Origin of the sequence: Acinetobacter sp. YH16044 (genome assembly GCF_013417145.1) — a bacterium.
Classification (GTDB): domain Bacteria; phylum Pseudomonadota; class Gammaproteobacteria; order Pseudomonadales; family Moraxellaceae; genus Acinetobacter; species Acinetobacter amyesii.
In genome coordinates, this window is the sequence record NZ_VPEK01000004.1 from 162,947 (window position 1) to 175,515 (window position 12,569).

Annotated in this window: 9 protein-coding genes and 4 tRNA genes; 7 read left to right on the plus strand and 6 right to left on the minus strand. The window is 42.3% G+C overall.

Annotation, left to right across the window (positions count from 1 at the left end):
• Positions 1–44 precede the first annotated feature (44 nt).
• Complete coding sequence (locus tag FTV38_RS04725; protein WP_180003463.1) at positions 45–2,330, plus strand: TRAP transporter large permease subunit; 2,286 nt, start codon at positions 45–47, stop codon at positions 2,328–2,330.
• A gap of 87 nt (positions 2,331–2,417) precedes the next feature.
• Here the strand turns inward: FTV38_RS04725 and FTV38_RS04730 are convergent, their stop codons facing one another.
• The 5 genes from FTV38_RS04730 to rnr all read right to left on the minus strand — a co-directional run bounded on the left by FTV38_RS04730 (position 2,418) and on the right by rnr (position 8,681).
• Entirely contained in the window at positions 2,418–3,293 is an 876-nt protein-coding gene (locus FTV38_RS04730; RefSeq protein ID WP_180003465.1) for a DMT family transporter, read from the minus strand.
• A gap of 66 nt (positions 3,294–3,359) precedes the next feature.
• Positions 3,360–3,797 carry a hypothetical protein gene (locus FTV38_RS04735; protein ID WP_111885422.1) on the minus strand — a complete coding sequence of 146 codons (438 nt, stop codon included), beginning with the start codon at positions 3,795–3,797 and terminating at the stop codon, positions 3,360–3,362.
• Between the two features lie 16 nt (positions 3,798–3,813).
• Positions 3,814–4,023 (minus strand): YheV family putative zinc ribbon protein, encoded by a 210-nt coding sequence (locus FTV38_RS04740; RefSeq protein ID WP_171256675.1) that lies wholly within the window; start codon positions 4,021–4,023, stop codon positions 3,814–3,816.
• Positions 4,024–4,063: 40 nt separating this feature from the next.
• Positions 4,064–6,103 (minus strand): M3 family metallopeptidase, encoded by a 2,040-nt coding sequence (locus tag FTV38_RS04745; RefSeq protein ID WP_180021622.1) that lies wholly within the window; start codon positions 6,101–6,103, stop codon positions 4,064–4,066.
• A gap of 160 nt (positions 6,104–6,263) precedes the next feature.
• Entirely contained in the window at positions 6,264–8,681 is a 2,418-nt protein-coding gene (gene rnr / locus FTV38_RS04750; RefSeq protein WP_180021624.1) for a ribonuclease R, read from the minus strand.
• A 268-nt stretch (positions 8,682–8,949) separates the two neighbouring features.
• Here rnr and FTV38_RS04755 point away from each other — a divergent pair.
• From FTV38_RS04755 to FTV38_RS04770, 4 genes are all read left to right on the plus strand, one after another.
• A tRNA-Ser gene (locus tag FTV38_RS04755) sits at positions 8,950–9,039 on the plus strand.
• A 15-nt stretch (positions 9,040–9,054) separates the two neighbouring features.
• A tRNA-Arg gene (locus FTV38_RS04760) sits at positions 9,055–9,131 on the plus strand.
• 45 nt (positions 9,132–9,176) lie between these two features.
• Positions 9,177–9,253: transfer RNA gene (locus tag FTV38_RS04765), tRNA-Arg, on the plus strand.
• 475 nt (positions 9,254–9,728) lie between these two features.
• Positions 9,729–9,805: transfer RNA gene (locus FTV38_RS04770), tRNA-Arg, on the plus strand.
• A 93-nt stretch (positions 9,806–9,898) separates the two neighbouring features.
• On the opposite strand, the gene FTV38_RS04775 is transcribed toward FTV38_RS04770, so the two are convergent.
• The gene (locus FTV38_RS04775) at positions 9,899–11,203 is read right to left on the minus strand and encodes an SRPBCC family protein (RefSeq protein WP_180021626.1); all 1,305 of its coding nucleotides are present in this window, start codon (positions 11,201–11,203) and stop codon (positions 9,899–9,901) included.
• A 163-nt stretch (positions 11,204–11,366) separates the two neighbouring features.
• Here FTV38_RS04775 and FTV38_RS04780 point away from each other — a divergent pair, with 163 nt between their 5' ends.
• Positions 11,367–11,864, plus strand: coding sequence for a YcxB family protein (locus FTV38_RS04780; RefSeq protein WP_078189254.1), 498 nt, complete (start codon positions 11,367–11,369; stop codon positions 11,862–11,864).
• A gap of 32 nt (positions 11,865–11,896) precedes the next feature.
• Entirely contained in the window at positions 11,897–12,538 is a 642-nt protein-coding gene (locus FTV38_RS04785) for a fumarylacetoacetate hydrolase family protein (RefSeq protein WP_180021628.1), read from the plus strand.
• The last annotated feature ends 31 nt before the right edge of the window (positions 12,539–12,569 follow it).

A 12,569-nucleotide genomic window follows, 5' to 3' on the forward strand; every position in this document is an offset into this window, starting at 1 on the left:
ATGCTTGGCTCCGCTAGGCTCCAAAATAAAAAATAGGAAGACTCATGCAAAATGATGCACAAAACAGATCCGGCATCGTCGGGCTGTTAAGGTATGTCTGGACAGAATGGATTTCGACTCTAGTCGTGTTGATCTTGCTTCTGCTTACATTGATTATCGGTACAGGGGAGATGATTCATGGTCAGCTTCTGCGTACTGGTGAGCGTTTGTATGGTAATGAAAGCATTGGGATGCAGTATTCATTTTTACGTGCAGAACCGACCAAGCCTGAATGTGACCGTAACCCGAATGTCGATGCGTTGGTGAAAACTCAAATGCAAGCCAATGCAGCAGATGAGTTTGCTGATTTTTTTGGTACGGCATCTGAGAATGACGTTCGTTCGTCTATTTTAGCGAGTGTGCAGCAGTGTGAAGAAAAGTATCAATTTTATGATAAAGCCATGCAACATATGGAGAAGCATCCGAGTATTCGCGCCTATCGTAATTTTGAAACAAGCTTCTTCGGTATCTTTAAATTTGGTACTGAAAATCGCGCCATTTTGTTGATTTTTATGGTGGTTATAGCTGCGATTAGTGCGACATTGAAAATTCATCATATTGGTCTACGCGGTCCTGCAACCAAGAAGGATTATCGTGTTTATAGCCTGATGATGAGCTTCGGTAATGGACTGTTAACCTACTCAAGTATCAGCCAATTCAATTCAGTGAAAAATTCGGGAGTTCCAATGACCACCGAAACTGAACTGATTTATTGGATGTGGATGACGCTGTTCTCAATCCTGACATTGATCAGTGTTTTGCAATTGTTTAGTCCGCCAAAAGATGCCAAAGAGGGCGGTAGTCTTAGTTTCGCGTTCCTAAGCGTGCCTTTATATGCGTATATGGCGTTGATTACAGGTATCGCCTTTATCTTCTTTATGGACTACCCGATGGGGCAAGGCATCTATTTAGGGCAATTGGTCGAGTTTTCAAGTATTTTCCTGAATCTAGCGTTATTCATTTGGGCGGGTATGTTGTTGAAGCAAACCCGTGTCGTAGATTTATTCTTGAATATTTTACGCCCATGGAACTTAGCTCCTGAGACTTTAACATGGCTGATTTTAATCGCAGCAGCATTGCCTACAGCCTATACTGGAGCATCGGGGATCTTTGTCATTGCGGCAGGCGCGATTATTTATAAGGAAGTGTGGAACGCTGGCGGACGCCGTCAATTTGCCTTGGCTGCAACAGCAATGTCCGGTTCGCTTGGGGTGGTTTTACGTCCATGCTTATTGATTGTGGTTGTTGCATCGCTAAATAAAGAAGTGACCACGGATCTGCTTTATCAATATGGTATTTATACGTTCTTGCTGACATCTACGATGTTTTTAATTGTGTCGTTATTTTTTGCAGAACATAAGTTCCGTATTGCTCAAGCCAATGTGGCAGCGCCGCAGTCAGGACGTGCCTTCTTAGCCGTTATTCCTTATATTGTGATTTTCGTGCTGATTTGGATGTTCTATAAATATTTATTGAATACAGATTTAAATGAATTTACTGCACCAGTCATGATGCCTGTTATTCTGCTGATGATCGTTTTAGTGGATAAATTACGTCATCAGCCAGCACCATTGTCAGCAGTTGGGCATTGGGATGAAACACTAACAGCAAATTATAGTGCGAATGCTGAACCTGCTTTAGCCGGCGCACAGGTTGCACATGCAGAATACCGTGAAGGATTACATGGTAATAGCACAGATGATGGGCAGGCTGCGAATCATACAGTGGCTCAATCCAGCTCTATGCAGATTCTACGTCAAGTTGGTTTTTGGAAGTCGATGCATATTTCGACCAGTGAAACCGTTGGACATATCGGTGCTTTGGTTATTTTGATGGCGCTTTCGGTAAGCGTTGGTGGATTGCTAGAGCGTACTGAAGTCATGAGTTTATTCCCAACTGATATCAGCAGTACTTTTTTGGTTATCACATTGATTGTCGGATTGATGGTCTTTGTGGGTATGATTATGGATCCGTTTGGCGCAGTCATTTTAATTTCTGCAACTATTGCTCCTGTAGCCTATCAATACGGTATTCATCCTGTGCATTTTTGGATGATTACACTCATTGGTTTTGAGCTAGGTTATGTTACGCCTCCAGTTGCATTGAACCACCTCTTGGCCCGACAGTCGATAGGGGATGCTGAAGTCAATGAAGCGGATGCTGAAGTTCGTCACTTGTCGTTTTATTACCGTTATGAACGTTGGATTTTGCCGCTGATTGTGCTGTTCCCTGCAATGTTGATTATTGCGTATCTGCCGTATTTCTTTAAGCTGTTTGGTTGGTATCAATAAATTAATTTTGAAGCATTAAAAAAGCACCTTCGGGTGCTTTTTTATTGAATAAGGGGCTGTGCATTTGATGGTAAATGGTTTGAATCTTTATGACTTTTTAAACTTATTTTGTAGGATTGGACTACAGAGCAAAATCGCTAAAAATATAAAAGCAAAGCCGAATAGGCTGTAAATGTCTGGCAGTTCCTGCCAAAGAACAAAGCCCCAAATACCTGCAAAAATAATCGTGATATAGTTCACGGGGCCAATTTGACCTGCGGGTGCGAGCTTATAGGCATTGGACATAAAAATTTGACTGATATTGGCCAAAAGTCCCGCTGTAATCAGAAAAGCTAACTCTTTTAAACTATAGGGACGCCAGAGCCAAAACATTGGGATCATGGAAATAAGTGTGCCAAAAAAGCAGAAATAAAACACAATGCGTTCAGGCGGTTCTGTTGCTGTAAGCGCACGGACAGTGACAAATGCCATGGCTGCCAAGAAGCTTGCGCTCAGTCCGATGAGTGATAACTGATTGAACATTCCTGCATCGGGCTTTGCGACGAAGAGCACGCCGATTAAACCAATGACTGCGGCAATGAGCATACTCAGGGTCATTTTTTCTTTTAAAAATAACCATGCAATTAAGGGGATAAAGATCGGTGAGGAATAGGTGAAGACCATGGCATTGGAGAGTTTTAAGTGTGCAATGGCATAAAAAAAGCCATACATTGCCACCAAGCCTACGATTGAACGCCATGTATGCATCCACAGTTTTTCAGTTCTAAAAAATGTGCTCCCTTTTTGCAGGATCAAAGGGAGAAAGATCAATGAGCCAACCGCATTTCGAAAAAATACGATGGTGGCATTATCTACCGTGTGAGATGCGTAGCGTATACAAACCCCCATGATGGAAAAAAGCAGCGCTGACAGCATGAGAAAGCCAATTGCTTTGGGGATGTTCTGTGGTGTAGTAGTGGACATAACAAAAAGGCTAAAAAATCTGATGATATTCTAGCCTATAAGTACGCAGGGTGTAGCAGAAGTCGGTTATTTTGCTTGTTGTGCTAACTGGGCTTCGAGTAATTTAATTTGTTCTTCTTTCAGTTTAATCAGCTCATCTGCATCTGAATGCTGCTGTTTTAAGCTTTGTTCCTGATCATTCAATTGCTGTTGAATGTCATCTAATTTGGCAATTTCTTCTTTGGCTAAAGAGGCATTTTCAGGCACAGCTGCATCTAAAATGTCTTCTTCGACCAATTTAATGGTGTCAGTCTCTGCGGTAGGGACTGATGCTTCAGTTTCAGATTGGACAGGGACTGCAACAGGCGGTTTAGCCGGTGCAGCGACCATTTCTTCTTGAAGTACAGATTTATCAGCTGTACTGCTGCTTAACCATTGATATGCAAAAAAGATAGCAATCAATAACGTTAAGCCCCCAATGATTCCAACTAACAGTTTTGGATTATTTCTTTGATCTACTAGCATTATGTGACCTTAATTTTTATTTAGGCTGGCGCGGCTTAAATTGGATCACACCGATATCATCTGGCACGGCTGGTTGTTCAGGTTGATCGACATGAGTCGGTCGATTTTCACTGTAACCACAATCAATGCATTCGATCCATTCGTCTTCGCCAGAGGTCAGCATGACAACCCGGTCCATCGCTTGGCATTTTGGACATTTTGCACCTGCAATGAAGCGTCGTTTAATGGTCATCATACTTACCTTGAATCTAACTAAGGTCACTAGTTTAAGCGTTTTTAGATGCGTTCGTCCAACCTTGATGACGCAGCAAAGCATCTATTTTTGGCTCGCGTCCACGGAAATTGATAAATGCGTCAAGTGCCGTATCTTTTCCGCCAACTGCTAGAATAAATTGTCTAAACGACTTGCCAGTCGAAGTATTAAAAATTCCTTCATTTTCGAATCGGTCGAAGGCATCACTTGCCAAAACCTCTGCCCATTTGTATGAATAATAACCAGCAGCGTAACCACCTGCGAAGATATGACTGAAACCATGTTGGAAACGGTTGTACGGAGTGGTTGGTGCAACCGCATATTTTTGACGAATATCATCTAAGGTGTGTTGGATGCCTGCAGCGTCCAAAGCAGGGTTGGCCTTATGGATATTTAAGTCAAACATGGCAAATTCAATTTGACGTAACGTTTGCATCCCAGACTGGAAGAAACGTGCATCTTGTAGTGCTTTTAACAGATCGGCTGGTAAGGTTTGTTTTGATTCAACATGTTCACTGAGCAAATCTAAACTTTCTTGATCCCAAGTCCAAAATTCCATGAATTGACTTGGCAACTCTACCGCATCCCACGCCACGCCATGGGTACCAGCCACAGCAATATTATCGACTTCAGTGAGCATGTGATGTAAGCCATGACCAAATTCGTGGAACAGCGTCGTTACTTCATCATGGGTAAGTAAAGCAGCTTGCTCACCGACAGGTGGGGTAAAGTTGCAGACCATGTAGCAAATTGGTTTTTGCAGACCATTTTCAGTTTGCATGCGTGAACGGAAGCCGCTCATCCATGCGCCGCCACGTTTCCCACTTCGTGCATACAGGTCAAAGTAGAAACCACCAATCACGCTGCCTTGATCTTCAAGCTCAAAGTAACGTGCATCAGGATGCCAAACAGGCGCTTCACGCTCGATCACATTGATGCCATAGAGACGATTTACAATGCTGAACAAGCCTTGAATAATCTTAGGTGCAGGGAAGTAGGGCTTCAGGTCTTCTTGTGACAAATTAAACTGTTGAACTTTGAGTTTTTCTGAGTAGAAAGTGGCATCCCACGGTTGTAACTCAGTGATACCGTCTTGCGCTGCAATGGCTTTCAGTTCAGCGATTTCTTTCTCTGCTGGTTCACGCGCATGTTCTGCCAATTCAATCAGGAACTGATCTACAGTCGCTACATCGGGTGCCATTTTGCTTGCCAAGGACAATTCGGCGTAGTTGTTAAAACCAAGCAGGCTTGCCATTTCCTGACGTAGCTTCAAGATTTCTTCCATGACCGCTGTATTATCAAATTCAGCAGAGTCTGCCTGATCAGAAGCACGTGTGGTATAGGCTTTATAGAGCGCTTCACGCACTTCGCGGTCTTCTGCATAGGTCATAATGGCAATATAAGACGGGAAGTCGAGTGTGGCTACAGCCTGTTCGAGTTCGCGTTGCTGACCATATTGTTTCAGAAGTTCAATACTGCCTTGAGGTAGTCCTTTGAGCTGTGCTTCAGTTAAAGGTTTGAAGTAGGCTTGGGTGGCATCCAATACGTGATTGGAAAAGTCTGATGATAACTGTGAAAGTCGTGCAGATATTTCTGCATAGCGTTTTTTCGGTTCACCTTCTAAGGCTACGCCTGAAAGTTTAAAATCTCGTAACGCAAGTTTAATCGCGCTTTGCTGTGCTGCAGGAAGCGTGTCGAAAACACTGTTGTCATGTACATGCTGATACGTTTGATACAACACTGTATGTTGACCTAGCTGCGTATAGTACTCACTCAGGACGGGTAGTAAAGATTGGTAAAGTTCACGAGTTTCAGCATTATTCATCACGGCATTTAGATGCGACAGCACGCCCCAAGCTTCACTCATATTATTTTCAAGGTCATCGACCTGTTCTAACGTATTTAGTTGTTTTTGTACCGAATCTGGAACAACTGTCAGTTCATTTAGAAATTGTTGACCGTGTTGAATCGCATTTTGAATTTTTTCTTTGAGTTGATCTAAGGTAATTTGATCAAATTGAGGAACGGGCAAAGTTGCCTTTTCTAAAGTCATATTTTCTACTTCATATAAATCCTGAGTTATTTATAGATGTAGGGTTTGTTGCGGGTTAAATCAAGACTAAATCAGGAATTATTCATCTTCTGCAGAGGTCGAGAAGTCTTCACTGACCTGAAGAATCAAAAAGAGCGCCGAAGCGCTCTTGATTTAAACCTTAATCCGCAGATGATTTTGCATTGGATTTTTTCTTTTTCGGTTTTGATTTTTTCTTCACTTTATCTTTAGCCTTCGCTTCAGATTTGCTTGCAGACTTTTTAGCAGGCTTTTTACCGAATGAACTGGGCTTAGATTTCGATTTTTTGCGTCGTATGGGCTGTTCTCCATCTTCAGCAGCGTTGGTTTTACGTTCTGAAAAGACTTCTTCTTTGGCTGTAGGTTTTGCAACACGAGGGGCACGCGCGCGAATAGCACGACCTGCATGGCTCAATTGTTGAATCAATTCAAAGTCGATTTTGCGCTCTTCTAGATTCACACCAGCGACTTTAATTTTCACTTCATCGCCGAGACTGAAAACTTGACCTCGAGATTGACCAATTAAGCTCTGACTCGGTTGGTCATAGACAAAGAAGTCATCACCCAATTGGCTGACGTGGATCATGCCATCAACATATAAGTCTTTGAGCGTTACAAACAGGCCAAATTCAGCAGTTGCACTGATGGTACCGACAAACTCTTCACCCAAATGCTGCTGCATGTAATGGCACTTCAACCATGTAGTGACAGAACGTGAAGCTTCATCTGCACGGCGTTCGGTCGCAGAGAAGTGTTCACCTGCATCATCCAGCGAAGCACCAGAAATTGGGTAAGGCTTTTTCTTTAATTGTGCTTTGATGGCACGGTGAAGTAACAAGTCTGGATAACGACGGATTGGAGATGTGAAATGCGTATACGCTTCATAAGCCAAGCCAAAGTGACCTGCATTGTTCGCGCCATAATAAGCTTGCATCATTGAACGGAGTAAAACGGCATGAATACTTGGAGCATCAATACGGTCTTTGGTGGCATCGATTACGGCTTGATAGTCAGCTTGAGTCGGCTGTTCAGGGAATGGCAGCCCCAATAACTTCACAAAATCACGAACCTTTTGAATACGTGAAAACTCAGGTGGCTCATGCACACGGTACAGCATTGGAATTTCATTTTTTAATGCATATTCTGCCGCTGCGACGTTTGCCAACAACATGCATTCTTCAATTAGCTTATGTGCATCATTACGGCTGCGCGGTAGGATTTCGTTAATACCGCCTAGCTCATCAAAGGTCATATAAGTTTCAACGGTTTCAAATTCCATCGCGTGGCGTTCAGCACGTAAGCCTTTCAACACTTGATACAATTGGAATAAGGTATTGACCGATTTACGTACATCACGGTCTTCAGGAATGGCTTGACTATTACCCTCAAAATATTCGGCCACTTGAGTATAGGTCAAACGAGCTTTTGAATGCATTACACCCGGATAGAACTCAAACTTAGTGACACGACCCGCGCGAGATAAGTTTAAATCACAGACCATACATAAACGGTCTACGTGTGGGTTCAAAGAACATAAACCATTCGACAGCGCCTCAGGCAACATCGGCAATACAAAATGAGGGAAGTACACCGATGTACCGCGCTCTTGAGCTTCGTCATCGAGCGGTTTACCCGGACGTACATAATGGCTGACATCGGCAATTGCCACGACAACACGATAACCACCACCCGGACGTTTTTCCGCATACACGGCATCATCGAAGTCGCGGGCATCTTCACCATCAATGGTGACAAGCGCTAAATCACGTAAGTCGACACGATCTTCACGATCTTGTTCTGATGGCTCTTTAAAGCTGTTGGCTTCTTGTTGTACCGCTTCAGGGAATTCGTAAGGTAAACCAAACTCTAAAATGGTTTGCGGAATAATAATTTCAGTGTCTGCTTTATCTGCCATCGACTGAACAATATGACCTGTCGCAAATTCTTCTTTGGTTGGGTAGCTGTCAATCGCAATACGCACAGAGTCGCCGAGTTTGACTTTGGCATGCTCGATTAATTCTTTTTCTAAAGTAATCGGTTGGTGTGCATTGGGATTTGCCGGTTGAATAAAATATTCACCTTCATATTCAGACACTTTACCAATAATTTCTTTGACACGGTGCTGTAGAACTTCAGTAATAAAGCCCCATGCTTTGCCTTTACGGTCTACCGAAGTTTGGCGGACTTTAACACGGTCACCATTAAACACCTGACGTAACTCACGTTCAGGAAGTAAAAGGTCATCTTCACCGCTTATATTGGCTGTGCCTAAACCTTTTGAGTTGATATAAACCGTTGCTTCATGAGTCGGTTGCTCAGCTGCAAGCTGGAACTTAAATCCATCTTTCATCAACTGACCATCTCGAACCATCGCAATCAGACGATGACTCAGTGCATCAATACTTTTTTGATCGGCAATTTCAAAATGTTCTACAAGATCGGCATGCGACATTGCAGTTTTCAGTTGTTCAATCGTCTCTTGAATTAGAGTACGGCTTGGAATTGGATTGTCATAACGTTCGGCTTCAGCTTTTGCTTCAGGGTCGACCCAGTTTTTCATATGTATTTGGCTTCAAATCAGAAGATTAGGATTAGCATAAGTCATGCAAGCAGATACTGCACGCAATTGATTGCAATAAAGTGTTTTATGCCGATATTTTATAATGTTTAAAGCTGAAAAGTAGGGGACAGCAGCGCGTGCTGAACTAATTTTGCACTAATTTTTTGAAAATCGTTTAAAAAATATCTAATTGAGTAAAAAAATGAAAAAAATATAACGACTGTGCTTGCAGTCGTATCATGATCTTTGTATTATGGCGGCACGTTACGGTGAGATGGGTGAGTGGCTGAAACCACATCCCTGCTAAGGATGCATACGGGCAACTGTATCGAGGGTTCGAATCCCTCTCTCACCGCCACGATTTACTTATGTCGCGCTCATAGCTCAGCTGGATAGAGCACTTGGCTACGAACTAAGGGGTCGGGAGTTCGAATCTCTCTGAGCGCACCAATAAGTAAATCTGAAAACGTAGTCTTTTAAGACGACACAAGTTACGCGCTCATAGCTCAGCTGGATAGAGCACTTGGCTACGAACTAAGGGGTCGGGAGTTCGAATCTCTCTGAGCGCACCAACTTGAACAAATTACCGCACATGTTGTGGTTTTTTTGTGCCTGTGATTTATCGTTTTGATGCAGCCTGTCTTTTGTCTTTTGTCTTTTGTTTCTTACTTAGATTGTATAAAGCGTTCTATTTCATAAGACGATCCATCAGTAAATTTGATTTTGCTTTTTTCAGCAGATAAACCCTCATTTCAGATGTTCATGGCGATGCATTTTTTAAAGCTAAGATAAAGAAAAGTTGGGTGAGTTAAAGCCGTGATTCAATGAGGGCAATATATTTGTTATCCATTTTGAGCATTTATACGTGAGTATTGCTAAGTTTAAATTTCAAACTTGTGATTCAAAAGCCATTAAAAAAGTAAATCAGGATGATTTTGAACGTGTTTAAAGAGTAATTGTTTATTTGCTGTGCGTTTAGTTAAATTTATATGAAAAAGCTCTTAACAAAAAATAAAAATCACGTATAATGAGCCTCATCAAGACGTCGCGCTCATAGCTCAGCTGGATAGAGCACTTGGCTACGAACTAAGGGGTCGGGAGTTCGAATCTCTCTGAGCGCACCAACTTGATCAAGATTGAAAAAACCGCACATGTTGCGGTTTTTTTGTGTCTGAAATATAGCTAAAAACAATAAATTCAGCTCATCACTCAAGGTTCTAACTTAACTTCTGTTTAACTTTGAGTGCAAAGACCGTATTTCCGCCTAAAGCCGGTAACATGTCGTGATACGGCATACTGCGCATAGCACGAAGTAAAAACGGTGCTTTGTCATCAATCTTCACCGCACTGGTCAATTGTAATAACGACCCTTGTTGTAAGGGGCGAATATGCATTGCACCTCGGACAAGCTTTAAGTCCCCACCTGTTGCGGTATATTGATTTTGCAGTAAGTCGGGATAGTTAAAACGCATCTTAAAATCAAAGGGAATATTGATCACACCTAAACCCACCGAAATTTTATAGTCGGCATCCATGAGGTGCGGATTAATTTTCTGCACTTGCATATGTTTGACTTGTCTTGGAAATAAGTGCTTGAACGAAGACACATTAATCCAGCGCTGTAAGCTCGAAGGCTCTTGTGCATAATATTGAAAACTGGTGCTAAAGCGCATCAATTCATAATTTTGCCCAAAGGGAACGCGCTGCGCTGTCAAAATAAAGGACACAGGTTCTTTCGAGCTTTGACTTAATTGGGTGACTTTGTCGAGTTGAGAGGCATTTAATTTGAGTTCAGGCAATTGATTTGCAGCGAGAGTTTCGCTGCTAAAGGCTTTAAATCGGCGCTGTAATGATTCGAGTAAAAAACCATTGGTTCCCGCAGGAATCCCTAATTTAGCATCGGGTAAGGCATTTAATATTTTGCTAAACAAAAAACCTTTGGGCTGATTTAAATCGCCCCATTGGGTCACACTAATCAAGGTGTGTTGTGCATCGATCTCAAACCATTCAATTTTTCCTGCACCAAAGGGCACCGGTGCTTGCAGAACCAAACTATTAATGCTGTTGTGATCAATTTGGTGCTGCATCACCACGGTTTCTTTAAAGTTTAAAACCGGAATTGGTGTTGGAATATGGATGCGATATTCAACTTGGCTGGTTGAACCTTGCTGTTGCAAAACCTCAGCAGATTTTAGCGTGGGAAATAAGCCGGCATAGTTTGGATAATTACTGAGTAATCTCGCCACATTTTTGCTGTTGGTTGGGATAACCACGGCGGCACTTTGAAATTTACCAATGACTTTTTGGCCTCCTTTCATCGTGGGTAGACTAATCTGCTGTGAGGGATGTGCAAAAATCACGATGTGATCACCGGCAAGATTTGCCAAGGCTTTGGCATTGCCATTAAACAAGTCCAAACTACTAGGAATCTGGGGTTGCCATTGAACGAATTTGGCCCAACTGGTCGATATGCTCAGTCCACTCAGAAACACCAGTACCATGATTATTTTTGTTATCTGCATGTCACATCCTGCGTATGCAATCTTTTATTTGTTGCTGTTTTTAACGTATTTCTAGGTGGAAGGGAAGTAGTGAAGTGTTACAACCGACCATTAAAAAGCATGAAGCAAGTTTGAATTGTGGTGTAGTATTTAGCGCAATTCATTTTTAAATATTCATAAGCTTATGTCTGAGAATCTACCTGCATTATCGCTGCGCTATTTTTTAAATCTAGAAGAATCACAGGATGGTTTTGCACTAGCTACTTTTGGCAAAAAGCAATTTACGCGTTTTTTAACGCCAGCCATTAGCCTTGGGATTATCATCTGGGGTTTTTACTTGGGTGTAGATGGTGTCGGTGCCTACTATGTTGGGCTGGGTGCTTTCTTTTTACTTCTTCAGGGTATCATGCGTTATTGGTTTTTACCGATGATGTTTAAACGTCAGTTTGTAAAATACCAATTAGGCAAAAGTGAACAAGGTATTGATTTATTTCAAGACTATGCAGAAATTCATGCCAATGGGCGTAAGAATGTCTTTCATTATGCTGAAGTGGCAAATTTTGCTGAAGGCAAATTGACCTATATGCTTGAGCTGAAAAATAAAACCGTGATTATTGTGCCGAAAAGTGCATTTAAAGATACTGCGGACCAAGCGATTTTTAGCAATACTTTTCAGCACTAAAACAATCTATTCATAACAAAAGAGGGAGTAGTATGCAGTCACGTCCATCTAAAATTGTTTGCGTCGGTCGTAGTTATGCAGATCATGCCAAAGAATTAGGCAATGCAATTCCTGACCGTCCTGTACTTTTTATGAAACCGCCAAGTGCATTAACCGCATTAAACCAAGGTATCTCATGGAATCCTGTATGGGGCAGTTGTCACTATGAATGCGAATTAAGTTTACGTATTGATCGTCCTTTATCGGCTGAAACTGATCCACGCAAAGCCTTAGAAGCAGTCGGAGCTGTGACTTTGGGGCTAGACCTGACCTTGCGTGATCTACAAGATGACTTAAAGAAAAAAGGTCAGCCTTGGGAGCGTGCCAAAGCTTATGATGGTTCTTGCATCCTTGCGGATTGGGTCGATGTTCAAGAGGTGGTTCAAGATTGGAAAGATGTGCATTACACCTTGCATGTCAATGATGAACTGCGCCAGAACGGTGATACTGCATTGCTGATTTTTGATGTGGGTACTTTGTTGGCAGATATTAGCCAAGTGTTTAGTCTTGAAGCGGGTGATGTGGTCATGACGGGTACGCCTGCGGGTGTCGCGGCACTACAGTCAGGTGAGCAGTTGAAAATGACCCTGAAAGGCAAAAATCAGGATTTTGTTTGGACAACTTTTGTCAAATAATCTGTGAACGAAATACAAAAAAGGCTGCTTA